This window comes from Klebsiella sp. K-Nf6 (genome assembly GCF_002806655.1).
In the GTDB taxonomy this organism is placed as follows: domain Bacteria; phylum Pseudomonadota; class Gammaproteobacteria; order Enterobacterales; family Enterobacteriaceae; genus Klebsiella; species Klebsiella variicola.
Genome location: NZ_PIBN01000001.1, coordinates 421,838 through 446,808, shown reverse-complemented (window position 1 = coordinate 446,808; position 24,971 = coordinate 421,838). Strand labels below are relative to the sequence as shown.

The 24,971-nt window shown below is 59.3% G+C and carries 23 protein-coding genes and 2 pseudogenes; 10 read left to right on the top strand and 15 right to left on the bottom strand.

Annotated features, from left to right (window positions below):
• Positions 1–69: 69 nt before the first annotated feature.
• The 11 genes from CWM61_RS02215 to CWM61_RS02165 form a co-directional block, all read right to left on the bottom strand.
• Complete coding sequence (locus tag CWM61_RS02215; RefSeq protein ID WP_100630617.1) at positions 70–369, bottom strand: hypothetical protein; 300 nt, start codon at positions 367–369, stop codon at positions 70–72.
• Positions 370–402: 33 nt separating this feature from the next.
• The gene (locus CWM61_RS02210; RefSeq protein ID WP_100630616.1) at positions 403–828 is read right to left on the bottom strand and encodes a hypothetical protein; all 426 of its coding nucleotides are present in this window, start codon (positions 826–828) and stop codon (positions 403–405) included.
• A 1-nt stretch (position 829) separates the two neighbouring features.
• A complete protein-coding gene (locus CWM61_RS02205) occupies positions 830–1,318 on the bottom strand; it encodes a hypothetical protein (RefSeq protein ID WP_100630615.1) in 489 nt (162 codons plus the stop codon).
• A gap of 349 nt (positions 1,319–1,667) precedes the next feature.
• Positions 1,668–3,089, bottom strand: coding sequence for an FAD-binding oxidoreductase (locus tag CWM61_RS02200; RefSeq protein ID WP_165784115.1), 1,422 nt, complete (start codon positions 3,087–3,089; stop codon positions 1,668–1,670).
• A gap of 26 nt (positions 3,090–3,115) precedes the next feature.
• Entirely contained in the window at positions 3,116–3,931 is an 816-nt protein-coding gene (locus tag CWM61_RS02195; protein WP_100630614.1) for an ABC transporter permease, read from the bottom strand.
• Between the two features lies 1 nt (position 3,932).
• On the bottom strand, positions 3,933–4,763 hold the full coding sequence (locus tag CWM61_RS02190) for an ABC transporter ATP-binding protein (RefSeq protein ID WP_004175785.1): 831 nt from the start codon (positions 4,761–4,763) through the stop codon (positions 3,933–3,935).
• The gene (locus CWM61_RS02185; protein ID WP_061154331.1) at positions 4,760–5,743 is read right to left on the bottom strand and encodes an ABC transporter substrate-binding protein; all 984 of its coding nucleotides are present in this window, start codon (positions 5,741–5,743) and stop codon (positions 4,760–4,762) included. The genes CWM61_RS02190 and CWM61_RS02185 overlap by 4 nt, the downstream gene beginning before the upstream one ends.
• Entirely contained in the window at positions 5,743–6,624 is an 882-nt protein-coding gene (locus CWM61_RS02180) for a creatininase family protein (protein WP_100630613.1), read from the bottom strand. Before CWM61_RS02180 ends, CWM61_RS02185 begins: the two co-directional genes overlap by 1 nt.
• On the bottom strand, positions 6,621–7,100 hold the full coding sequence (locus CWM61_RS02175) for a RidA family protein (RefSeq protein WP_100630612.1): 480 nt from the start codon (positions 7,098–7,100) through the stop codon (positions 6,621–6,623). The genes CWM61_RS02180 and CWM61_RS02175 overlap by 4 nt, the downstream gene beginning before the upstream one ends.
• Positions 7,090–8,373, bottom strand: coding sequence for an amidohydrolase family protein (locus CWM61_RS02170; protein WP_100630611.1), 1,284 nt, complete (start codon positions 8,371–8,373; stop codon positions 7,090–7,092). The genes CWM61_RS02175 and CWM61_RS02170 overlap by 11 nt, the downstream gene beginning before the upstream one ends.
• A gap of 11 nt (positions 8,374–8,384) precedes the next feature.
• Positions 8,385–9,353 (bottom strand): PDR/VanB family oxidoreductase, encoded by a 969-nt coding sequence (locus CWM61_RS02165; RefSeq protein WP_074385634.1) that lies wholly within the window; start codon positions 9,351–9,353, stop codon positions 8,385–8,387.
• A 208-nt stretch (positions 9,354–9,561) separates the two neighbouring features.
• On the opposite strand from CWM61_RS02165, the gene CWM61_RS02155 reads away from it, so the two are divergent.
• The 4 genes from CWM61_RS02155 (at position 9,562) to CWM61_RS02140 (ending at position 14,187) form a co-directional block, all read left to right on the top strand.
• The gene (locus CWM61_RS02155; RefSeq protein ID WP_061154336.1) at positions 9,562–10,461 is read left to right on the top strand and encodes a LysR family transcriptional regulator; all 900 of its coding nucleotides are present in this window, start codon (positions 9,562–9,564) and stop codon (positions 10,459–10,461) included.
• 296 nt (positions 10,462–10,757) lie between these two features.
• Positions 10,758–11,747, top strand: a complete 990-nt coding sequence (locus CWM61_RS02150; protein WP_100630610.1) for an ABC transporter substrate-binding protein — start codon at positions 10,758–10,760, stop codon at positions 11,745–11,747.
• A gap of 11 nt (positions 11,748–11,758) precedes the next feature.
• Entirely contained in the window at positions 11,759–13,177 is a 1,419-nt protein-coding gene (locus tag CWM61_RS02145; protein ID WP_100630609.1) for an amidohydrolase family protein, read from the top strand.
• A gap of 20 nt (positions 13,178–13,197) precedes the next feature.
• Entirely contained in the window at positions 13,198–14,187 is a 990-nt protein-coding gene (locus tag CWM61_RS02140; RefSeq protein ID WP_061154339.1) for an isopenicillin N synthase family dioxygenase, read from the top strand.
• A gap of 15 nt (positions 14,188–14,202) precedes the next feature.
• Here CWM61_RS02140 and CWM61_RS02135 read toward each other — a convergent pair whose 3' ends face one another.
• The 3 genes from CWM61_RS02135 to CWM61_RS02125 form a co-directional block, all read right to left on the bottom strand.
• Positions 14,203–14,985 carry a DeoR/GlpR family DNA-binding transcription regulator gene (locus tag CWM61_RS02135; RefSeq protein ID WP_008804576.1) on the bottom strand — a complete coding sequence of 261 codons (783 nt, stop codon included), beginning with the start codon at positions 14,983–14,985 and terminating at the stop codon, positions 14,203–14,205.
• A gap of 92 nt (positions 14,986–15,077) precedes the next feature.
• Entirely contained in the window at positions 15,078–16,415 is a 1,338-nt protein-coding gene (locus CWM61_RS02130) for an aspartate aminotransferase family protein (RefSeq protein WP_100630608.1), read from the bottom strand.
• On the bottom strand, positions 16,405–17,436 hold the full coding sequence (locus CWM61_RS02125) for a phosphotransferase enzyme family protein (protein ID WP_100630607.1): 1,032 nt from the start codon (positions 17,434–17,436) through the stop codon (positions 16,405–16,407). Before CWM61_RS02125 ends, CWM61_RS02130 begins: the two co-directional genes overlap by 11 nt.
• 452 nt (positions 17,437–17,888) lie before the next feature.
• Between CWM61_RS02125 and CWM61_RS02120 the strand changes: the two genes are divergently transcribed.
• Positions 17,889–18,659: an SDR family oxidoreductase gene (locus CWM61_RS02120; RefSeq protein WP_004898667.1), complete on the top strand. Its 771-nt coding sequence runs from the start codon at positions 17,889–17,891 to the stop codon at positions 18,657–18,659.
• Between the two features lie 14 nt (positions 18,660–18,673).
• Positions 18,674–20,200, top strand: a complete 1,527-nt coding sequence (locus CWM61_RS02115) for an APC family permease (RefSeq protein WP_100630606.1) — start codon at positions 18,674–18,676, stop codon at positions 20,198–20,200.
• 61 nt (positions 20,201–20,261) lie between these two features.
• Here CWM61_RS02115 and CWM61_RS02110 read toward each other — a convergent pair whose 3' ends face one another.
• Positions 20,262–21,179 carry a LysR family transcriptional regulator gene (locus CWM61_RS02110; RefSeq protein WP_100630605.1) on the bottom strand — a complete coding sequence of 306 codons (918 nt, stop codon included), beginning with the start codon at positions 21,177–21,179 and terminating at the stop codon, positions 20,262–20,264.
• A 120-nt stretch (positions 21,180–21,299) separates the two neighbouring features.
• On the opposite strand from CWM61_RS02110, the gene CWM61_RS02105 reads away from it, so the two are divergent.
• The 4 genes and pseudogenes from CWM61_RS02105 to CWM61_RS28740 all read left to right on the top strand — a co-directional run bounded on the left by CWM61_RS02105 (position 21,300) and on the right by CWM61_RS28740 (position 24,872).
• Positions 21,300–22,832: an MFS transporter gene (locus CWM61_RS02105; protein WP_100630604.1), complete on the top strand. Its 1,533-nt coding sequence runs from the start codon at positions 21,300–21,302 to the stop codon at positions 22,830–22,832.
• Positions 22,833–22,976: 144 nt separating this feature from the next.
• Positions 22,977–23,090 (top strand): annotated as a pseudogene (locus CWM61_RS29770) (LuxR family transcriptional regulator); the annotation flags it as partial.
• Positions 23,091–23,771: 681 nt separating this feature from the next.
• Positions 23,772–24,027 (top strand): annotated as a pseudogene (locus CWM61_RS29765) (transcriptional regulator).
• A gap of 164 nt (positions 24,028–24,191) precedes the next feature.
• The gene (locus tag CWM61_RS28740; protein ID WP_133122263.1) at positions 24,192–24,872 is read left to right on the top strand and encodes a hypothetical protein; all 681 of its coding nucleotides are present in this window, start codon (positions 24,192–24,194) and stop codon (positions 24,870–24,872) included.
• Positions 24,873–24,971: the final 99 nt, after the last annotated feature.

The window sequence follows — 24,971 nt, the reverse complement described above, 5'->3', positions numbered from 1 at the left end:
AAACGTGGCCAGATGGGGGATTGGGTAAGAGGCCAGTGCCTGAGCAGGCCCTGGCCGGATGGGTGGCAATTATTTATCTACGGGAGGCTCCTCCGCGAGATGCAGTTGACAATATTGCTCAACGCCCGCCTTCAGCATGTTAATAATCACCAGCAGCGTGGGTAAGTAAGGCACCAGTTTAACTAACAGCGAACTGATGGGTTCATCAATCAGCGCCAGCAGAGTATCCACTTTCTTTTTCCAGGTGGTGTTATATTCCACACAAAAATTTTTAATATCGGCCGGCTGCGCTGTACTGGCAATCTTTTCGAGTTCCTCGATGGCGTTGAGGGCCGCTTTTATTTTCTCAAGTTCAGTTTGTTGAGTCATGTTAGCCTCACGGTAATCGGAAAAATTAGCTCATTATTTAAATGGATTAAATAACAGCCACGGTAAGGTGTCATCGTACAGCGCTTTCACCGGCACCACGGATAAGTGGAAATGTTTATCGTGCGGGCTGACGCCATGGTAATCCCGCCATACCCAAGGCTGGACAGAAGCGCTAATGATCCGTTTGTTCCAGATAATATATTTAATTCGTTTGTCTTTGCTGGCGACCAACGCATCGACAATCACCTGAGCATCACATTTATGTTGAGGATCGTGGGTAATATCGATAGCCGTTACCACACCAATATTTCCATCTATCACCTGCGGATTATGATCCGAGTTGGTGTGGGCATGATGTTCATCACCAATGGTGCCATCGCTGTCCTTGTTGCGATGCGGAGCATATTGATTAATCTGATCTCTGAGTATCAGCAGACTCTTTGCGACACGCCATACCATGTTATTTACCCTCCGGATTGAAACAGGGGTTTGAGCTGACCGGCTCTGCGCCATGAACCACGTCCTGATGAACCGGAGAAGGGGGGGCAGGATCGGCGACTGGATCCGCTACTGGGTCTGCTTTTACGCTGCTGACTTGTTGCTTTTTCAGGTTTTTCACTTGCAACAGATAATTAAGAATGACGTTCCAGAACGCCGATCCGCCGCTTGCCATCAGGCCAATACATAATGTCATCAGGTCCGGATGTTTAATGGCCGAGAAACTGCCGGCGACGAAAGGTTGGGTCAAAAACGCCGTCAGAATACCGGCAACCACCGCTAATATCTGCAGGGCAGATTTGCGTCGTCCTTCGATGACCGGATCCTGATTTTCCAGATTAAGCCAGGGACAATACCCTTTGATTATCTCTACCAGTCTTTCCGAGGCGATACTGATGGCGATCAGCATCGTAATGATGTTTTCAAGTTGCGAAGAAATAGCATCGCTCATATTATCCTCACTATTGCTGTGTTGAATAAAAATAATTTACAACGTTTTTATCATGTGCTTAATTCATAGGGGCAAATTCATGTCGACTCATTTTACGGTCATTTTTTGTCGGACGCGTAATAAACAATCCACCAGAGCGTGTTCGGAATAACTATTTAATCCGGCACGAAAACTGAACCGCGGAATTAACCCGCGATAATAAATTTATCGTCGCTTTTTTGATGAGTATAACGGAGGAAACAGAGACGCCACTCATTCATATGAATGAGTGGCGTAAAAAAACTCGCCGCGCGGGCAGGAGGAAGAGAAGCGGGCCAGCGACCGGTTAGCGCGCCCCGCAATGGGGCGCTCAGGTCGTGGGGGTTTCGCGGGTGGCCAGTGCCAGCGGGTTGCTGTCCAGCTCCAGCTGGTCGCGCAGCGCCCAGCCGCGCAGCTTGCCGGGGTTAAGCAATCCCGCCGGGTCGAGAGACTGTTTCACCGCCACGACGTCGGGGCGAATCACGCCCTGTTTGCCGTCCTCAACCTGCAGTACGTGGGGGTTGTTAATCTTGACGTCGTTGTCGCGAAATATCTGCATGATGGCGTTGAGCCGCGCGGGCGTGGTATAGCGCACCAGTTGCAGACCGCTGGCGGTGACATTGCCCTCGATATCGCGCAGGAATTCAATATGGGAAATCACCTCCCCGGCGAAGTGCTGCTCCATCTGTAAAATTTGCTGCGGATAGCGCAGCGGATCAAACGCCGTCTGCAGATAAGTCAGCGTATTGTCCACCTTGAGCGCATGCAGGGTGGTGTGGTTCCAGCAGTATTCCATTAACGAGGCGTTTTGCGTCCGGGCCTCGTCGCTGGCCTGACGGATGGCGTTGCACCCGCGATGGCGCTGTAACAGGTTGGCGCAGAGTCCTTCGCTCTCCTCGGCGATCAGGCTGATAACCGCATGCTGCCCGGTGCGGTAACGATCGTTGAGGTGGCTAAAGTAGTCGGCGATCGGCGTGGCCAGTAGCGCGACCTGACGTTTCACCAGCCCCGGCGAGCGGACGCAGGCGTTGGCATAGTTCAGCGCATCGGCGAAATCGTCAAACACGTCCAGGCGTTCTATCCACTGGTGCACGGGCGCCAGCGCCAGCTCAACCTCCAGGATAATGCCGTTGGTGCCGTAGGCGTGATGCAGCAGCAGCGCTTCGGGAGCCGGGACGGTCAGTACGCGGGGGACCGGCTCGACGGTCATCACTTTGACGCTGAGCACATTGCCGGGCGCCGCCAGCGGCCCATAGTTGATGGAGCCGATGCCGCCGAACCCGCCGCCGTAGAGGCCGCCCAGGCTCGCCAGGCGGTAGGTCGACGGCATGCAGCGCAGCTCCCATCCCGTTGGGCGGGCGGCGGTTTCGATGTCTGCCAGACGAATGCCGGCCTGGGCGCGTACCGTGCCGTTGCCGAGGGCGACGATCTGGTTGAGTCCGGTCATATCGACCAGCAGCCCGCCTTCGAGGGGGACCAGTTGGCCATAGTTGCCGGTGGCGCTGCCGCGCAGGGTCAGCGGCAGCTGGTGCTGCGCGCAGGCGGCGACCAGCTGGCGCAGCTCCTCTTCGTCGCGTGGGCGAACCACCGCGTCCGCCTGTTTCCCCGCCAGTTGCTCAGTGAGTACCGGACTGAACCAGTGAAAATCGCGGGAAAGCCGTTTGATCTTCGCCGGCTGTAAGGTCCACTCCAGCGTCGGGAGTGCCTGCTGGATCGCCGCGACCGCGTGTTGACGCTGCTCATCAGTCATCATTTTTCTTCCTGTTCGTCAGCAAAACATTAATGAGATTGCACGGCTTCGCTTTCATGCCAGGCGCTGAGCGCCCGGCGCGAAACCCAGGACATCACGCCAAACAGAGCGATCCCGGCGAGAGAGATCAGCAGCAGCGCGGCAAACATCAGCGGAATATCCAGCTGGTAGCCAGCCTGCAGGATCTGATAGGCCAGACCGGTATTGGTCCCGCCGGTCCCGGCGACAAACTCCGCCACCACCGCGCCAATCAGCGACAGCCCACTGGAAATACGCAGCGCGCCGAAGAAATAGGGCAGCGCCGAGGGGATACGCAGCCGCACCAGCGTTTGCCAGCGGCTGGCGTGATTGAGGCGAAAATAGCTCAGCAGGCCGGGGGAGACGCTGCGCAGGCCCTGAGTGGTATTGGAGATGATGGGAAACACCGCCATCAGGGTGGCGCACGCCACCAGCGAGAGCGTGGCATCCTTCACCCAGATGATGATCAGTGGGGCGATGGCGACAATCGGCGTCACCTGCAAAAACACGATGTAGGGAAACAGGGCGGTTTCCACAAAGCGGTTCTGCACCAGGATAAACGCCACCGCGGCGCCAATGACAATCGACAGCAGAAACGAGATCAGGGTGATCTTGAGGGTGAACAGCAGCGCCAGCAGCAGCGGCGTGAGATGTGTCCACAGGCTTTCCAGCATCACCAGCGGCGACGGCACCAGAAAGGCCGGGATGCGAAAATAGCTCACCGCGCCCTGCCACAGGAGCACCACCGCCACCGCGACGAGGGTCGGATAGAGAATTTTGAGAAAACGCGGATGCTGGACCCACGGCGTTGAGGTTGTATTTTTCATATTATGACTCCATGCCGGACTGGCTGGCCTGCAACAGACTGTCCTGCAGCTGACGGGCATACAGGGAAAAGGCCGGACTGACGCGGAACGCCTCGCTGCGCGGGAACGGCTCGCGGATGGCGATATCTTCGACCACCCGTCCGGGACGGGCCGCCATCATGATCACCCGCTGTGAGAGAAACACCGCTTCGTGGATCGAGTGGGTGACGAACACCACCGTCAGGTTCTGCTCCTGCCAGAGACGCAACAGGTCGCTGTCGAGTTTGTTACGCGTAATTTCATCGAGCGCGCCGAAGGGCTCATCCATCAGCAGCAGCTTTGGCCGGGTGACCAGGCCGCGGGCGATGGAGACGCGCATTTGCATGCCGCCGGAGAGTTCGCGCGGCAGGACGTCGGCGAATTTGCCCAGCCCCACCAGCTCAAGGACTTCACTCACCCGGGTATTACCTTCCGCGCGCGGCACGCCGGCCAGATCCAGCGGCAACCTGACGTTATTGCGCACGCTGCTCCACGGCATCAGGGTGGCTTCCTGGAAGACGAACGAGAGCGGATGCTGGGCTTTCTCCCGGCTATCGCGCCGCCACAGCATCAGCTTGCCGTCGCTGGGCTCCACCAGGCCGGCGACCATTTTCAGCAGCGTACTCTTCCCGCAGCCGGACGGGCCGAGCAGGGTAATAAACTCCCCCTGATTGATGGTCAGGTTAACGGGCAGCAGCGCCCGGGTACCGTTGCTGTAGATCTTCTCCGCCGACAGCACCTCGATGGCCGGGGTGGCAGAGGCGGGCGTAAAGCGGGTGTCGCTCATCACGGTCAGTTTCGGGGCGGTATTCATGGCATCACTCCGGCGTCTTTGACCATCTCCAGGGTGTAAGTCTGCTCAAACGGCACCTTGCTGGCGTCGATCAGTTTGTTTTTCACCAGCATGTCCCAGGTTTTCTTCAGCCGCGGCTCGGTGATGATGCCGATGCCGCCGGTCTTGGCATCGCCGCCGGTTACCAGCTGGTACTGCTTCATCTGGGCAATACCAAAGGCGATCTGCTCGGCGCCCATTTGTGGATTTGCTTTACCGATCAGACTGTTGCCGGGGGTGGGATCCTGCAGGTAACTTTTCCAGCCCTCCATGGAGGCTTTGACGAAGGCCGCCACCGCCGCCGGACGTTTGCGGATGGTGTCCGCCATACAGATAATCGAGTTGCCGTAGGGCGGGTAGCCCCAGTCGCTGAGCGGATAGACATAGAACGGCTGCCCGCCTTTGGCGACGGAGAACGGCTCGGAGGTCACGTAGCCCTGCTGCACCAGATTTTTATCGGCGAGGAACGGCTGGACGTTAAAGGTATAGGGGCGCACTTTGCTGCCAGCCAGACCCAGCTCGCTCTTCGCCCACGGCCAGAAAGAGGTATAGGCCTCGGTGGCGAGCAGGAAGGTTTTGTCTTTAAGCTCCGCCGGGTTCTCCACTTTATCATGGGTGATAAACACCGTCGGCGAGTGCTGGAACACGGTGGCGACGGTCACCGCATGTACCCCGGCCTGCCAGGTCTCCAGCGCCTGACCGTTGTCGCCAAGGGTACAATCCGCCTGACCGGCCGCCATCAACTGCATGACGTTGATCTGCGGACCGCCCATTTTAATCTCGACATCGAGACCGGCGTGCTGATACAGCCCGGTGGCCTGGGCCTGGTAAAACCCGCCGTGCTCGGCCTGGGCATACCAGTTGGTGAGAAACGTAAACTTCTCCGCCGCGAAGCCGGAGGCTGAGGTGGCGAGGGCGGCCACGGTCAGCAGGGTAAAAACGGGCGTCGATCTGGTATTCATCAGGGCTCCTTGGATTCAGCAGCGAAAGAGGGGGGGAGGGACTGCACAAAGCCGTGCCAGTGCTGTTTGCCCCAGGTCGGTTCGTGACGTTCGACCCAGGCCATGCGGTGGATCTCGATGATCGCTTGCGCCCAGCTGGCGGCGAGGGAGTCGAGAAGCCCTTCGCCTTGCTCCCGCGTCGCCGGGGTCGGGTCGCCAATCACCCCGCTGGGGCCAAAGTCATAGGACGCCCACGCCGCCGCCGGATGGCCTTTCGACAGGGTTGGGCAGGGGAATTCCGGCGGGAAGTTGGCGACGGCCCGTTCCATATGAACGCACTCCGGGGCCAGCGCCAGCATCAGCGCCGTTTCGCTATGCCCGGCGTGCATCGCCATCCGTTGTTCATGCGGGCTGAGAAACTGTTTTTCGCAGTTGGGCACGTTGAACACGTCGTGGGAGATGGCGATGAAATCCCCGTGGCGCAGGCGCATTTCCCGGCTGGCTATCTGCAGGATCTGCGGCTGGCCGCCGTGGCCGTTGATCATCAGCAGCTTGCGAAAACCGGCCCGATAGAGGGATTCGGCGATCTCCAGCACGGTATGCAGCAGCGTATCGCCGCTGAGGGTCAGGGTGCCGGGAAAATGCAGATGCTCCTCTGACTTACCGTAGGTGATCGGCGGGATGGCGTAGGCCGGGATCGCTGCCGGTAGCCGGGCAAGGGCATGGCCCGCCACGCCGGAAGATATCACGCTGTCCACCGAGCAGGGCAGATGCGGACCGTGCTGTTCGATCGCCCCGGTGGGGAGGACGATAACCGTGTTGCTTTTATCCGGCAGGGCGGCCACGTCCGTCCAGCTCAGAAAAGGGAGAAAGCGCGCTGCAGGAATGTAACCGTTAATCATCGCGGAGCCTCGGAGTTAAATGACGGGGGTAACCAGACGGTTGCTTCAACTTCAATCAATACCGTGGCGTCGGGCAGCATTTCGCTGACCTGGACCACGGTGGAAACAGGCGGCTGGTCGGGATAAAACAGCTTCCTGACCCGGCTGTAATAGGGAAAATGGTCAAGGTTGCGAAAGTACTGCACCAGCTTGATAACGTCGCTCATCTGCCCTCCCGCGGACTCCACGGTGCGGCGGATGCTTTCCAGTACGTACCAGCTCTGGGCGAGGATCGGGCCCTGTTTCGCATCGGTCGAAAATTCGCCGGTCGCCCCCAGCAGCTCTCGCACCGGCTCAGGCACATCCTGAAAGCCGTTGACGATGGTGCCGGTCAGGGGATTGACCGGAATAATGCCGGAGAGAAAAATAAAATCACCGGCTCTGCGCCAGGCGGCATACCGCGCCAGCGGCGCCCCCGCGCCTGTTTCAAGACTCATGTGCCATCTCCTCTTGCCACACGCGCCGGTGGGTTAACCTGCCGTGGTTAACCACCAGACGGGCGGCGCTGTTTAAAGGCCAGGTAAAACGGTCGCTACCCGGGAAAATCACCACGCTGGCCGCCGCGCCGATGGCAAAGGGCGCCGCGTCTGCCGGCGAACCGGTTAACGCCGCGCGATCGCAGATCAGCCGCGATTGCCGATCGAACAGCTCGCTGAGCTGGGTGCTGAACAGGCCGCAGGCCAGGGTGTCCAGCGGGTCATAGCTCCCCGCCGGGCAGAAGGCATCCTGTACGTTGTCGCAGCCGAGCAGGGTGGCCACGCCGGCGGCCTGCGCCTCGTGCAGCAGGGTGATCCCCCGCTGGCGCGGCGTGCGACCGAACGTCGCATCCTGCAGCAGCAGGTTGGTCATCGGCAGAGCGATAAGGGTGACCCCGTGCGCCGCCAGCTGGCGCAGGATCGGCGCCGCCTGTTCGTCGCTGCCGGCGGCCAGCGCGCAGCCGTGGCTGCAGCAGATATGCCCGGGAAAAGGGTGGCGGGAGAGATGGTCCGCCAGCCAGGTCAGCCCCTGAGACACCTCGCTGAGCTCCTCATCAATATGCAAATCCAGATCCAGCTCCCAGCGGGCCGCGCTACGCAGCAGGTTTGCCATGGCGGCGGCGTCCCAGTTGGAGGAGTGGATGAAGCCGCCCAGCAGGCAGCGCTCCCCGCTGGTGGCGACCATTCGGGCAATGGCCCCGGCGTCCGCCGGATCGCGAAACAGGGTCAGCGGGACCAGCGCCACCCGCTCCAGGGTGATGCCGACGGTGTCGAGGCGGGCGATCTCCTGCCAGGCGTCCGGTGCGTCGGTGGTAAACCAGTCGATATGGCTACGCAAATGGGTCACGCCATTTTCTGCCGCCCGGGCCAGCGCGGCGGACGCCCGACGTTGAATATCCGCCCTGGTCCAGTGCTGGCGATCCTCGTGCATGGCGTGGATCGCCGCCAGCAGCCCGGCCTGCGCCGGACGGCAGCGTTCAATGGTAAAGGTCTTGTCCAGATGGGCATGAGGTTCCACCAGGCCGGGGAGCGTCAGGGCCCCCGCCAGGTCCCACAGGCCGGGAGTCGGCTGGTCGGTCGGGGTCAATGCGGCAATCCGGCCGTCGCGAAAGGTCAGGTCCGCCAGCAGCGGTTCACCGTTGGCCTGCGTCGGCCAGCCGTCGGGCAGCGCCCAGGCCGGGAGTCGGGCGCGGCTGATACCGGCGAGCGGCGCGGAAGAGGAGGGGAACGTCATCGTCAGTCTCCTCACAGATCCAAAACCAGAACCGGCGATTTCGCCCGCGAACAGCAGAGCGTGATCTGGTCGTTGCCCGCTTTCTCTTCCGCCGTCAGCACGCTGTCCCGGTGTTCGGGGATCCCGTCGAGGACCCCGGTAATACACGACCCGCACATTCCCTGTTCGCAGGAGAGCATCACCTCCACGCCGGCGTGCTGTAATACCTGAGCAATGGTTTGATCCGCGGCGACCTGCAGGCGCTGCCCGCTGGAGGCCAGCTCAATATAAAACGCATTTTTCGCCGCAGTATTATTTTCCGTCGCGGGAGTAAAACGCTCGAAGACGAATTGCGACGGCGACCAGCGATATTCCTCCATGACCGACTGCAGTCGCTGAATAAAACCCTCCGGGCCGCAGGCGACCACTGTGGTTTCAGGATCGGGCGTGGTTAAGCAGGCGGGGATCCGCTGGCGAAACGACGCGCCTTCCTCGCTACAGTGGATCGCCACCGTGCCGCCCGCAGCCAGCTGGGTCAGGCGCGGGGAGAAGGCCGTCTGGCGCGCGCTGGCGACATAATAATGCAGCTCCAGCGCCCCCTTTCTGGCGGCAATCGCTTCAGCCATCGCCAGCAAAGGCGTGATGCCGATACCGCCGGCAAACAGCAGGTAGCGCCCGGCCTGCGGCAGGGGAAAATGGTTGCGCGGAGGCGAAATGGAGAGCCGATCGCCGGCTTTGAGCTGCTGGTGCATATAGCGTGAGCCGCCGGTGGAGGTGTCAGCCAGCCTGACGCAAACTTCATAGTCTTTGCCGCGGTCAGGCATGCCGCACAGGGAATACTGCCGTGGGCCAACGCCGGGAATAATAATATCGATATGCGCCCCGGCAGAGTAGGCCGGTAATATTTCCCCGGCCGCCGCCTGCAATATTACGGATAGATTTCCCTGTCCGTTGGGGCGTATTTCCCCGACCGAGACCGAAATAAGATCGTGGCTGTGCATTAACGTTTACTCTCCCTCATTCCGCTGTCTGCAGGGCGGCCAGGGTCGGCGAAGAGATAACTCCCCCTTCGCGGTAAACTGTCCGGCGTGCAAGAAAATGGGTGAAACGATCGTTTCTCCGCTATGAATGCTACGGTATTGTGATAAAACTGTTGCGTCCAGAGCTTTGATTCGCACAACCCGTTGCAAAAAAGAGAGCACCCAAACCATGTTTGCCTTCTCCCGATTTCTGCTCTATTTCACCGAAGTGGCCCGTCAGGGATCGTTTCGTAAAGCGTCAGAGGCGTTGCATGTGTCGGCGTCTTCCATCGACCGTCAGATTTTGCGCGTGGAACAGGAGCTGGCGATGCCGCTCTTCGAGCGCCATCCCACCGGGCTGCGGCTGACCGCCGCCGGGGAGCTGCTCCTGCACGCGGCCAATAACTGGAAAAAGGACTTTACCCGGGTCTGCGAGCAGCTGGATGACCTGCGAGGGTTGCGGCGGGGGCATGTGCGTATCGCTACCATCGATGCCATTAACCGGCATTTTTTTTCGACGATGCTCAAAGAGGTGCATAAACATTATCCCAACATCTCTTTTACATTGACCACCATGAACAATATCCACATTCAGCAGGCGCTGATCTCCGGCGAGGCGGATTTCGGCATCATGCTCAATCCCCAGACCTCCCGCGAACTGCAGGTGCGGGCGTTTGCCGAGATGAATATGGGTATCGTAGTGCCGACCGGCCATCCGCTGGCCAGCCGCAGCGCCGTGCGCTTTAGTCAGTGCATCGACTACCCGTTTATCCTGCCGTCCGCCCCATTGATGATCAGCGAGCCGGTGGAGGCGCTGGTGAACATCAGCGGCAACGAGGTGAAGGAGGTGGCGGTGTCGAACAACATTCACATGATCCGCACCCTGATCAAAGAGCAGATGGGCATCGGCATCCTGTGTCGGCTGGATATTCTCGATGAGATCGAGTCCGGCCAGCTGGCGTTTGTACCGCTAACCGATCCGCAGCTTAAGCCTTTCACGCTGGCGCTGTGCGTCTCGCCCGCCCGCCAGCTTTCCCTCGCCGCCTCGATGATGTTGAACCAGCTGGAGATGCTCTTTAGTCAGCTGTGAGAGACCGGGCAGGCACTAAAATCATTCATTAACGCACCATGATGGTGCTTTTTTTGTGTGCATGAATCAAAGGTTGCATGCCCAGGGGCGGCGGCGCAGGCGATTTCTCGCGGCCGCTCGCGGGGCAATCAAATCTGGCATTGTTTTTGTATAACTGAGTGTGAGTAGAAGCGGTCAGTACGGGTTATCCATACGGGACATTGCTCAGTCACCATGTCGCGGTTCAATGTTGACCGGGATGGGAGGCTGAGCCGTGGTTTGCTCGCCCCTCTCCCGGCATGAAGAGGAGAGGGATAATGAAAAGTCGTGCACGCCTTCCCCGGGGCTTTCGCTGGCTGGGCCTGATGGCTCTCGGCGGTGTCTCGCTGGCCGTTCAGGCCGAGGAGAAAATCGTTCTGCTGACCTCCTGGTACGCTCAAGCGGAGCAGGGCGGTTATTATCAGGCTCAGGCCACTGGGCTGTACAAAAAATACGGTCTCGACGTCGAGATCCGCTCCGGCGGACCGCAGGTCAACGGCATGCAGTTGCTGTTGTCGAAGCGGGCCGATGTGATCATCGGCTACGATCTGCAACTGCTGGAAGGCATTCAGCGCGGCTTCCAGGCGAAAGCCATTGCCGCGCCCTTTCAGTACGATCCCCAGGGGCTGCTGACCCATGCCGATGTCACCTCCCTGCAGGGGCTGAAAGACAAAACGCTTCTGGTCTCCAGCTCTGGTCAGGCGACGTGGTGGCCGTGGCTGAAGGCGCAATATCAGCTGAGCGACGCGCAGGTTCGCCCCTATACCTTCAATATTCAACCCTTTGTCGTCGATGACGCTGTCGCCCAGCAGGCCTATGTCAGCTCCGAGGTGTTCCAGGTGCAGAAGGCTGGGGTGAAGGCGAACTTCTTCCTCTTTTCCGAACACGGCTATCCCCCCTACGGCGGCATTCTCATCGCCCGCCCGGATACCATCGCCGAGCGTAAAGCGGCGATGGCGAAGTTCGTCCGCGCCTCGATGGAGGGTTGGGTGAGCTACCTCAACAATCCGGCGCCGGGAAATGCGCTGATTAAGCAGGACAATCCGAAAATGACCGACGATCTGCTCGCCTGGGGCGTGACCCAGATCCGTGAGCATCACCTGATCGACGGCGGGGATGCCGCCAGCCAGGGCTGGGGCACGATGACCGACGCGCGCTGGCAGAAGACCCGCGATTTTATGGTCAGTACTGGTCTGCTGGCGGCGGCCACCGACTGGAAACAGGCCTACACCACCGAATTTGTCCAGGCCATGCAGGTTAAACCCTGAGGAGCAACGTCATGTCATTAATGATTAAAAATGCCCATGCCATCCTCAGCGGCTTGCCCGGAGAGGCGGCGCGGCTGGCCGGGCCGGATATTCGCATCCGCGACGGCAAGATTGCGGCCATCGGCAGCCTGACCCCGCTGCCGGAAGAGCGACTGATTGATGCCCGCGACTGCGTGATCTATCCGGCGTGGGTGAACACGCACCACCATCTTTTTCAGTCGCTGCTGAAGGGCGAGCCGCAGGGGCTGAACCAGAGCCTGACGGCCTGGCTGAGCGCCACGCCGTACCGCTTTCGCGCGGCCTTCGATGAACACACTTTTCGTCTGGCGGTGCGCATTGGTCTGGTGGAGCTTCTGCGCTCGGGCTGCGCCAGCGTGGCGGATCACAACTACCTGTACTGGCCGGATATGCCCTTCGATACCTCGGAGATTGTCTTCAGCGAAGGGGAAGCGCTGGGGATGCGTATCGTCCTGTGCCGGGGTGGGGCGACCCAGGGCCGGGCGGTGGAGCAGGATCTGCCGGTGGCGCTGCGTCCGGAAACCTTCGACGGCTATATGGCGGATGTCGAACGGCTGGTCAGCCGCTATCACGACCCCCGGCCCGATTCTCTGCGCCGGGTGGTGATGGCGCCCACTACCATACTGCACTCCGCGCCGGGCGCCCAGCTGCGGGAGATGGCGAAGCTGGCCCGCCAGCTGGGGATCCGGTTGCACAGCCATTTATCGGAAACCGTCGATTATCTCGACGCCGCGCGGCAGAAATTCGCCATGACGCCGGTGCAGTTCTGCGCGGAGCACGACTGGCTGGGAAATGACGTGTGGTTTGCCCATCTGGTGAAGCTGCTGCCGGAGGAGATTGCCCTGCTGGGCCGCACCGGAACCGGCATTGCTCACTGCCCGCAAAGCAACGGCCGGCTGGGCAGCGGCATCGCCGATCTGCTGGCGCTGGAGCAGGCCGGGGTTCCGGTCTCGCTGGGAGTGGACGGCGCCGCCTCGAATGAAGCGGCGGATATGCAAAGCGAAGCCCATGCCGCATGGCTGCTGCAGCGCGCGCGCAAGGGGATGCTGGCGCAGCCGCGCTACGCCGGGGGCACCTTTGAGGGCGGGGCCGATGCGGCCACGGTGGAGGATGTGGTGCGCTGGGGCAGCGCCGGCGGCGCGCAGATCCTTGGCTTAGCGCAGAGCGGCACCCTGCAGGTCGGCATGCAGGCGGACCTCGCCATTTACCGGCTGGACGATCCGCGCTACTTCGGCCTGCATGATATGGCTATTGGGCCGGTGGCCTGCGGTGGGCGCGCCGCGCTGAAGGCGCTGCTGCTGAATGGCCGGCCCATCGTGGAAGATGACGCCATTCCCGGTCTCGACCTTGACGCGATGCGCCACGACGCGCTGGCGGCCGTCCGTACCCTCCAACAGCGCGCCGCTGTTTAACTGATAACAGGATAATGACGATGACCTCAACCACCCAGAATCAACGCTACGCCTTACAGGAACTGGAAAAAGAGGCGCTGATGGGCGCCCAGGGCGAAGAGACCTTCGCCCGCGAAGTGCGCTGTATCGACCTGTCGAACTTTGCCGAAAGAAAAAATGACATTGCCGAACAACTGTGGGAGGCGGCGGTGGAGATTGGCTTCTTCCAGGTCAGCCACCATGGTATCCCGCTGGCGGATATCCGTCAGGCGTTCAGCATGACCGAGGCGTTTTTCGACCTGCCCGACGAGGTGAAGCGCCAGTATCCGCTGGCCGGCAACGCCGGCTGGGAAAGCAAAGCGCAGGTTCGGCCATCGACCCGCACGCCGGATCAAAAAGAGTCGTATCAGATCACCCGGCCGCTGATGGCCGGGCGCTGGCCCAGCGATCGGGAGTTGCCAGCATTCCAGCAGACGATGCTCGGGTTTGAATCGCAGTGCTGGCAGTTGGGGATGAAGATCCTCTCCTGCTTTGCTTTGAAGCTCGGTTTTCCGGAATCGTTTTTCACCACCGCGCACGATCCGCAGCGAGACACCTACCAGAGCACCTTGCGTATGCTGCATTACTATGCGACCGAGCAGTCGCAGCAGGGGATGTGGCGGGCCGGCGCGCACACCGATTTTGACTGCCTGACGCTGCTGTTCCAGCGCCCCGGTCAGGGCGGCCTGCAGGTTTGTCCCGGTAAAGACCGCGAAAGCCAGCAGTGGACCAGCATTGAACCGCGGGAGGAGGTGATCACCTGCAATATCGGCGATATGCTGATGCGCTGGAGCGACGACCAGCTGCCGTCTAACTTCCACCGGGTGAGAAACCCGCTGCCGCACGAATATCAGGGGCCGCGCTACAGCCTGGCGTTTTTCTGCCAGGCCAATAAAGATGTCGAGATCCTCGGGCCGCAGAGAAAGTACCCGCCCATCAGCGCCGAGGATTATCTGCAGCAGCGGATCCAGGCCAATTTCGCCAAAGGGTAAACTTACCGGCGCGGGTCACTGCTGTTCAGGAGCGGCATGACCACGCGCCACGACCACCTTTTCCCGGCCGAGTACGGTAGCGAGATGGTCGGGCAGGGGCTGGTCAGTAATTAAACGGCTGATGCCCGACCAGCCCGCGTAGTGGTAGGGGTAAGTGAGGTCGAACTTCGAGTGGTCGGCGACGACAATGCTCTTCGCGGCGCGCTGGATCATCGCCCGGTAAACCGTTCCGCTGTCGATTAACGCCTCGCTTGGCCCATCGGCGGCGATACCGCTGGCCCCCAGTAACGTATAGTCCGCCGTGAACTGATTGAGGAACTGAAGCGTCTGCGCACCGGTCATTGCCCCTTCGGTAGCGCAGTACTCCCCGGGAGCGACGATCACCCGGATGGTTGGATTCATCGACAGCACCGTTGCGACGCCGAAGGCGTGGGTGATGACCGTAATATCCCGCAGCTCGCTGGCCATCCGGCGGGCAACATGTACCGTGGTGGCGCCGGAGCCGATCATAAATATTTTGCCCTCGCGCATACAATGGACGGCGTCCCGGGCGATGCGCTCGCGCTCTTCGGTAAACAGCTGGTGGCGCTCCGTGACCGTCGGTTCACTGTTCATGGCCCGCACCGCGCCGCCGTAAGTTCGGTTCAGTACGCCCCGGCGGGTAAGTTCGTCGAGATCGCGACGGATGGTTTCGGTAGAGACACCGTGGGTGCGCGCCATATCCCCAATCCGCAGGGTCGGGGTCTCAGCCAGTTCGCGCAGGATCTGTTGCTGACGGTCTTCTTTTCTCTTCGACATGAACGCTGGTTACTCTCCCTGAAGTCGCTGATGCCGTTAATATACCTGCACGCCGAGGGCAAACAAACTGGATGTTTGCCCTGTCGGTTAGACTATCCGTTCAGGCGGCCCATTACTTTCGCCAGCCGTTCGAGGAAGAAATCTGCATCATCGCGACTGAAGCACAGCGGCGGACGGATCTTCAGGCTGTTGCCAAAGCGACCGGCCGCGCCAATCAGCACGCCCTCAAGCTTCAGGTGATAGATAACGCGACTCGTCAGCTGCGGATCCGGCTCTCCGCTGTCTGGCCGGGCAAACTCGATGGCGTTGAACAGCCCGGCGCCGCGAATGTCGGCGATGGCCGGGAAATCCTGGGCCAGCTGGAGTAGTCCGGCACGCAGATAGTCCCCGTTGCGCTGGGCGTTGGTCATCAGGGCCTCCTGCTCAATCACCTCCAGTACCGCGAGGCCCACGGCGGCAGCCACCGGGTTACCGCCAAAGGTGTTGAAGTACTCGGTCTTTTCGCTGAACGCCTGCAGAATAGCCGGGCGCGTGATGACCGCGGCCATGGGAAAACCGTTCCCCATTGGCTTGCCGAGCGTGACGATATCCGGTTGCACACTGTGACGCTGGAAGCCCCAGAAATGAGAGCCTGTCCGACCAAAGCCCGGCTGGACTTCATCGGCGATAAACAGTCCGCCCCGGGCCTGTACACGGGCTACCGCCTGGGCCAGAAATCCGGGCGGATCGGCGAAAACGCCGTCGCTGGAAAAAATGGTATCCACCAGTAGCGCCGCGCAGCCGTAGCCTCGCTCATCCAGCGCGTCCATGGCGCGCTCAACGTCGGCGGCGAAGAGGTCAGACAGCGTCTGGCCCGCTGACAGCCTGCGCAGGTCAGGGGCGGGAATGGTATGCACCCACGGGGGCAGGAGGGTCTCTTTGTGCCCGGAGGGAGAGACCTCCATCACCGCCGTTGTATTGCCGTGATAGGCACTCTCGGTGACGATGATCCCCTGCCGACCACTGATAAAGCGGGCCATCCGCAGGGCGATGTCGTTGCTCTCGCTGCCGGTGCAGGTAAATATCACATTCGACAGCCCGGCGGGGAACGTCGCCAGCAGGCCGTCCGCGTACTGCTCCAGTACCGGGAACAGATAGCGGGTGTTGGTGTTCAGTAACCCGGCCTGGCGCACCATCGCCTGGGTGATATGCGGATGACAATGCCCCACGCCCGGCACGTTGTTATACATATCCAGATAACGGTTGCCGGCGGAGTCCTCCATCCAGGCTCCGGAGGCCGACGCCATGACGATCGGTTGTGGATAAAACAGCACCGAACCGGTCCCCTGGGTGGCGTGGCGACGGGCAATCTGTCGGCTCAGGTTTTCGTCGGCCACGCCGGTCAGCGCGTCAAAACGGTTCAGTTGAAGAATGGGGGTTTTATTGTTCATCAGCAGGTTCCTTGCAGTTAACGGTAGCGCTAAGCGGTGACGCCTGGAGGAGAAACGCCTGGGCCAGGCGTACGGTGATGGCGCCCCATTGCGGGCTGTAGCGACGGGCGGTGGCTGTCTCACTATGGCTGGCCAGCCAGGCCGTCAGCTGTAAGCGGCGCAGCATCACTAGCACCGGAAGCATCACTTCGTCCTGCTGGCTGAAGGGACGGACGCTACGGTAGCCCGCAAGCCACGCAGCGCGGTAGTCCACAAGGGCCGGGTCGTCTTCAATAAAACTGACGGCGGAGGCAAAATCCCAGCCAAACCAGCAGATGCCGCAGTCGTCAAAATCAATCACCGTCAGCGAATTCTCATTCACCAGCAGGTTGGCCAGCCGCATGTCGCAGTGCACCAGCCCATAGCGGTCGGCGTCCTGTCCGTACGCTTCCAGTCTGGCGACCACTGTGGCCTCCACCGCCTCCAGCAGCGTAATATCGTCGGCGCTCAGTTGCGTCATCTTCCGCCAGTCCCCCCACCAGGCATGACGTCCGATAATCGTCTCGGTGTTCCACACCTTGCGATGAAAACCCTCGGGTTTTACCCAGCCTTCGCTGTGCCTGTGCAGTTCTCCCGCAACCCGTCCCAGGGCATGGTACCAGCCGGTGAGATGGCTACCGGTATCAGGTTCGCTGCCCGCAACAAAGGTGAATCCCACGACGTGGGTGACCGTTTCGCCGTCGATGAGGCTGGCGATACAGGTCCCATCATCCAGTACAAGCGGTACGGCGATGTTGATATCTCCCCGGGCATGCAGGGCGTTTAGCCACATCAGCTCAGAATGGATCTCCACCGCTGAGCTGTAGTTTGGGCGATGCACTCGCAGCACGATCTTTCTCTGCGTCATCTTATCGCTGACCAGAAACGTGGCATTTTCTGAAACCGTCAGCAGGCCAATCTCTGCGCCTTCGCTGAGGCCCCAGCGGGGCAGGAGCGGCCGCAGCTTCAGGGTAAGTGTTGTTAAATACTCGTCGTTAAACATGCTGTCCTCAATTTTAAATGACACACTTGACACATATTTATGTTGTAGTTTCGGGATTTGCAAGATGTGTGAGGGTTTTTTTGTTTCCTGTTGTGCTTCAATCATGCTTTTTGTTTATTTATTGCTTTAATAATAGTAAGTTAGTTTGATTTCGTTGGCTGGGGTCAGCCGGTTGCACCATAACAGAACGTATAATGTGTGTTTTTCTCATTCAGGCGTAATAAAAGCGTGAAATTAATTATTAATTTATTAATATATATTGATAAATTAATCTTCTCCCTGCACCAGTTTTGTGCCCAATCATAGCGCATTATTTTTATGCTGAAATATCACATTAAAATGTTGAATGTTCAACATTTACGTGATTATTCTTTTCCTGCCAGCGACGGAGATCGCTGCACGGCCAGGCCAAACGGATGGGATCGCAGAACTTTCACAGACGGGGATAAATGATGTCAGATTTTATGAACAAACATGTGCTGGTGACCGGCGGGAGTAGTGGGATCGGTCTTGGCATTGCACTCGGCTTTGCCCGCGCCGGGGCGAAGGTGACTATTACCGCCCGCACACCATCGCGTATCGATAGCGCGATCGGCCAGGCGGCGGAGCAGGGACTAACGCTACGCGGCCTGACCTGCAACGTCAGTCATGCCGAAGAGGTAAAAGCCTGTGTGGCAGAAGCCGCACAGCAGTGGGGGGGGCTGGATATTGTCTGCTGCAACGCGGGAATTTTTCCTTCGGCGCCGCTGGCAGACATGAGCGAACAGCAGTGGGATGAGGTGCAGGCGATCAACAGCAAAGGGACTTTTTTAACTGTCCAGGCGGCGCTGCCATGGCTTAAACGGGCAGAGTATGGCCGCATCATCCTCACCTCTTCGATCACCGGCCCCGTAACGGGCTATCCGGGCTGGGCTCACTATGCCGCCAGCAAAGCGGCCCAGCTGGGTTTTATGCGTAGCGCGGCGCTGGAACTGGCCGGCGACAACATTACCGTCAATGCCGTCCTGCCGGGGAATATCGTCACGGAAGGACTGAGGGATATGGGCGAGGACTATATCGCCGGGATGGCCAGCGCCGTGCCGCTCAAACGCCTCGGAACGGTGGAAGATATTGCCGCGGCAGCGCTGTTCTTCGCCTCCCGTCAGGCTGGCTACATCACCGGCCAGTCGCTAATTGTTGACGGTGGGCAGATCCTGCCTGAATCCGCCGCGTGCCTGAACTGAACGGAGCGTTCATCATGAGCAATGAAATTCTTGCCAATCCCGCGCCAGCGGCGGAAAAACATGTTGTGCAGCGGCTGCGGCCAAATGCGGTAGGCCTTGGCGGGGTGCTGTTTATGACTATCGCCACGGCGGCACCGATCACTGCGATGCTGGGCAATGTGCCGATCGCGGTGGGCAGTGGTAATGGTCAGTTTGCGCCCGCGGGGTTTATGGTCGCCACCCTTATCCTTGCCCTGTTTGCCATCGGCTATGCGCAGATGGCCAAGTATATTACCGCTACTGGCGCATTTTATGGCTTCATTTCGCACGGCCTGGGGCGGATCGTTGGCATGGCGTCAGGAGTGACGGTGACCATGACCTACATTGTCTTTGAGGCCGCGCTGGTCGGCATCTTCGCCTTTTTCTGCGAGGATTTAATCAATACGGTCTTCAGCGTACATATCCCCTGGCTCATCTTCGCCTTCGCCATGCTAATGACCACCGGAGTGCTGAGCTATTTCGATATTTCGCTCACTTCCCGGGTGCTCGGCCTGTGCCTGGTACTGGAAATTTTGATCCTCACCGCCGTCGCGATGGCGGTGCTGATCCATGGCGGAGGGCCACAGGGTTTTGTCCCCGAGTCGATCAACCCACTGAACGCCTTTACCCCGGCGAAAGGGGTGGTCGGCGCCAGTGCCGGAATTGGATTATTCTTCGCCTTCTGGTCATGGGTGGGCTTTGAGTCATCGGCAATGTACGGTGAAGAGTCGAAGAACCCGAAAAAAATCATTCCCCTGGCCACCCTGCTGGGCGTGATTGGTATCGGCGTGTTCTACGTGTTCATTTCGTGGATGGCGATTGCCGGAACGGGACCTGAGCGGGCTATTGCCCTTGCGCAGGATCCTAACCGCGCAGGAGAGATTTTCTACGGTCCGGCACGCCAGTATCTGGGGGAGTGGGCGGTCGGGGTGTTTAAGCTGCTGGTGATCACTGGCTCTTTTGCCTGCGGGATGGCGTTTCATAACTGCGCGGCGCGCTATCTCTATGCGCTCGGGCGGGAAAATCTGTTTCCGTTTGCCGGGCGCACGTTGGGTCGTTCACACTCGCGCCACGGCTCACCCCATGTTGCCTCTACGGTGCAGACCGTTATCGCCACGCTGATTGTGTTGCTGTTCTTTATCACCGGTAAAGATCCTTACGCGGATATTTACACCCTGCTGGCGCTGTTGGGTACGATGGGCATTATGATTGTCCAGGCGCTCTGCGCCTTTGCGGTGATCGTTTACTTCCATGGCAATAAAGAAAATATTGGTAAAGGACACTGGTTTAAAACAGGCGTTGCGCCGTTGCTTGGGGGGATGGGGATGATCTATATCGTCTACCTGTTATTCAAAAATATGGCGTTTGCCGCGGGTGCTGCCGCCAGCTCCTCCTTTTATCATGCCATTCCGTGGATCGTGTTGGCCTGCTTCTGCTTTGGCGCCGCCATCGCGGTTTGGTTTTACCTCTTTGATGCGCAAAAGTACCGAGTCATTGGGCGCATTGTACTGACGGATGATTGATGATGCGCACCTGCCGCCGGCTTTCGCTGGCCGCGCGGCAGGATATCCGGCGCTGGGCTTTTCAAGGAGTAGGGGTTGCCGATGCGGGTGACAAAGGTATCTCTGCCGCAGCCATAAAATCGATAAAACAGCGTATTCTCGGTGACAGGTAGCGGCTGGCTGGCCACAGGACGGAGAAATGCCCATCCTTGACGCAACAGCCGGGCAACACCTCCTGCAGTTGTCCCTCATTGATGGCCTCGCGCACGACAAAATCAGGCACATAAGCGATGCCCATTCCCGCCGCGCTTAAGCGAATGGCGGCCTCAATGTTATTGACCGTCATAACGGCAGCTGCCCTGAAATCTCCCGTCAGCCGCATACCGCGCAGTTCCCAGGGCTGGATCAGCCCCGTCGCGGGGAAGCGGAAAAAAATGCACTTGTGCGCCGCCAATTCCGCTGGCGAGCCGGGGACGCCGTATTCCGTCAGATAGGCCGGACTGGCGCAGAGCACAAAACGAAAGCCTCCCAGCTTTCTGGCGATCAAGCGGGAGTCCGCTAATTCACCGCTGCGGATAGCGACATCAAATCCTTCATCGATCAGATTGACCAGCCGGTCACTAAAGTCGAGATCCAGTTCAACCTGCGGATAAAGACGGGTAAAGGCGGTGAGGGCGGGGAGCAGCAGGCGGTAGCCGATGACGGGCAGTGAAATCCTCAGTTTGCCGGTGGGCTGTGAGAGACTGCTCGTCAGCTCTGACTCGGCCTCCTGGATCTGCTCAAGGATACTCTGGCAGCGGGACAGAAACGCGGCCCCCTCCGCCGTCAGGCTGACATTTCTGGTGTTGCGGTTGAACAGCCGGACCCCCAGTTTATGCTCAAGCCGGGCGACATTCTTACCCACCGCCGAGGCTGAAATGCCCAGCAACCTGGCGGCCTGAACAAAGCTTAGCGTTTCGGCGGTGCGGACAAAGGACGTCAGCGAGGTGAGGCTGTCCATCGATTATAAACCTTATGTCTCTTAAGAAGATATTTTCAGTCTATTTATCGGCAATAACATCCGCAATAGGATGGCGGCAGTTTATTTATTCCTTCCTTGTCACCTTATGAGGGCCGCCAGATGTCACGTACCGCCAGAACACCTTCCCGATACGCCAGCGCCCTGGCCGCGCTTTCTGTCTTTATGGCGGCCATGCTGCTGCCGTTAAGTTTTACCGGCGGCGTCATGACCACCCCCGCGATACAGCAGTCGCTGGGCGGCTCTCCCGCTGCGCTGTCGTGGCTGACCAATGGCTTTATGTTGACCTTCGGCAGCTTTTTGCTGGCCGCAGGCGTGACGGCGGATGCCATCGACAGAAAACGCATTTTCATTGCCGGCGCCGCGCTGTTTTGCCTGAGCAGCCTGCTGTTTTGCCTGACACACGATCTCTTGCTGTCAGGCATGCTGAGGTCACTGCAAGGCCTGGCCGCGGCGATGATTTTAGCCAGCGGCAGTGCGGCGCTGGCCCAGCTGTATGACGGCGCTCAGCGGACCCGGGCATTCAGCATCCTGGGCACGGTGTTCGGCGCCGGCCTGGCGTTTGGCCCGCTGCTGATCGGCTTCATGACCGACGCGGTGGGCTGGCGCGGCGTATACGCCCTGTTTGCGCTGCTTTCGGCAGGGGTGCTGCTTATCGGACTGGCGTATCTGCCCGCGGCAGAAAAAAGCGAGCCGCGGACACCCGACAACCTCGGCTTAACCCTGTTTACGCTGGCCCTGATGTTGTTTACCTCATCGCTCATGGTCATTCCTGCCTGTGGTTTTTTATCGCTGCCGACGTTGACCTTGTTCATCGCGTCGGCGGGACTGTTCGTGGCGTTTGTCGTGCGCTGCCAGAGGGTGAACAACCCGGTGCTGGACATCTCCCTGCTACGCCATCCGCGTTTTGTCGGCGTACTGTTGCTGCCTGTCGCCACCTGCTGTTGCTACGTTGTCCTGCTGATTATTGTTCCACTGCATTTTATGGGCGGAGAAGGGATGAGTGAGTCGCAGAGCGCGCTGTATCTGATGGCGTTAACCACGCCGATGCTGGTTTTTCCTTCCGTTGCAGCCCTGCTCACCCGCTGGTTTTCGCCCGGGATGGTGTCCACGGGAGGACTGATGATGGCCTCCGTCGGGTTGCTGTTGCTGGGAGAGGCTTTTCACAGCCAGCACCTCCCGCGGCTGGTGCTGTCGCTGATCCTCTGTGGGACGGGGGCAGCGCTTCCCTGGGGGCTGATGGACGGCCTGGCGATTTCCGCTGTGCCGGTGGCGAAAGCCGGTATGGCGGCAGGCCTGTTCAACACCGTTCGTGTTGCCGGAGAGGGAATCGCCCTGGCGATAGTCTCCGCGGTATTAACGGCAAGCAATACCCTGACGCTGCAGAGTCGCGTTCACGGGTATGCGCCTGAGGTGATTGACCGCGCCGCAGGCTGGCTGGGGGCCGGCAATATGCCGCAGGCGGCTGCGCTTTTGCCTGACTTTTCCCTCCGGGCACTGCGCGAGAGCTATGACTCTGCTTATACGCTACTGTTTAGCGTGCTGGCGGTCGTCACCCTGCTGTGCGCCCTGATGGTCTGGCGGACGCTATGCCGGAACGGGAGCGCTTTCCAAACCCGCAACAGCGAATCCTGAACCCCCTTGATAGCGCATTGGCGTCATGCTTCCCGGTTTGCTTAGCGAACCGGGACTGTCATTGTTTCGCTGGCGGAACTATGCTGATTAGGGCGGCCACATGCGCCGCTCCGGCCGCGGAAACAGTGACTCACAGGTGTCGTTATGGCGATTGATCCGGAACTGATTTACATCGAGATCCTGGAAACGGTGCTGATGGCCACCCTGGATCCTGATTTGTGGAAATCGGCGTTGCAGAAACTGGCGTTACTGACCGGCCATCAGTACGCGGCATTTCTGTTTTACGACAAAGGCAATGCGCATCTGTTGACCGATTCATTCCTGCTTGAGGAGAAGGTCTTTACCGCCTATCGCGATGTATTTCTGGCTATCGATCCCGCCGAAAAAATATTGACCGCGTTACCGGTCGGGCAAATATATCGGGACCGCGAGTATTTGGGCGATAAGTTTATTGCCGGCAGCGTCTATTACAATGAATTTCATCACCCCAACGACCTGAATAATCTCACCAGCGTCAAGCTGTGCACCATCAATGGCTATGCCACCTATCTGTCACTGATGACGGCCAATACGGCGGCTTATCCGCAGCCGGTGCAGTTTGAACTGTTCAGGCGCCTGATCCCGGCGTTAAAAACCGCCTGCCAGCTTCACGCCCGGTTTGAACAGCTGCGGGACACCATAAAATACCAGAGCGCGGTGATGGACAACGGGATCTACCCGGTATGGCTGGTGGATCATGGCGGTAAAATTCTCTACGCCAGCGCGCATGCCGAACGCTACCTGCGCGCCAACGCCCGCCTCTCCTGGTATAGCGGGGGCGATACGCTGTGCCTCAATACCGACAGTAAAAAACTCAAACGCGCCATCGAGCAGGCCACCCGGACGGCAGAGCCGCCGAAGGCAGGGCTGTGCTATACCGCCGGGCGTCAGCCGAAACCGATCCTCGTGATCCCGGCGGCCCGTCTTGCCGGGGTCGCCTGCGTGATTATTCCCGAGCCGTTTCTCACCGGCAGCGCCTTGATGGAGCTGTTTAACGTTAAGCCCGCCGAGAATGCGGTGGCGGAGCTGCTGGTGCGGGGCATGACGCCGGATGAATGCGCCTTACATCTGGGCGTATCCATCGCCACGATCAGAACCCACCTCAGCGCCCTGTACCGGAAAACCCATACTCGTCATCAGGCTGAACTTCTGCTGATCCTCCGCGCGATTCACGGCTGATTTATTTCATCCACTCATTCATATGAATGAGTGAGTCTGTTATTGCCGCCATTATAATCCTCATAAAACGAATGAAGGATTTAATCGCTCCCTGAGCGGTCAGTCCGTATATCTAATTCCTGCTGGATGGGAGTGGTTAATATGTTTTTCTTTCGTGTGATAGCCATCGTGACTTTATTCCCCGCGTTAATATCCTGCACAACGCAAAAAGCACTAAACGAAACCGGAAAGGAGATTGATAAAGGCCATTATGGTGTCGCGACATGGTATGTCGCGACCTTGCCGATTGCCATGCTTTATGACGTATTTACTCTCGGCGGTACCAGCGATCCGCAAACGGGATATAATACGGTCGCCAGCGTCGCGAATAAACAACCGGTGACTCAATTATCCCACAGTTCATCAGGTTCGCGATCTCAAACCACAACTCAAAGCGCGGCTGGCGGTTCAGTCTCGACCGTCGCCACACCCCAAAACGCCGCCCTGAGAACGGCGTCTTCGCAGGGGCAGTCATCGGTTTCTTCGTCAGTTAAATCCTATCCTCCGGCCGATAATTGCCTTACCCGTGACTCGACGTCGAATTCATTGGCTGACTTCTGGATTAATCATTGTGGCTTTGCCGTTACCGTGATGTGGTTTGATGCGAATGATTGCCGTACAGGGTGTATGGATGGCGTAGGGGCGAATTCACGCCAGACAATAACAAAAGGAAGGGCGGGAAGCGCTTATACTTCAGTGGCTTGTCCTAAACCTTCTACACCAAAAGGACCCGATGGCATTCATCAATGGGCCAATGAAGGGTACCATCAATGTACTTCCTGAGCCGTGGATAACGCCAGGCCAGAGGCATCCTGGCCTGGCTATCCAGGTCTGCCGAGCGGGCGCCAACGTTAGCAGGAGCAGCGCCAGCTCACGTCGCTC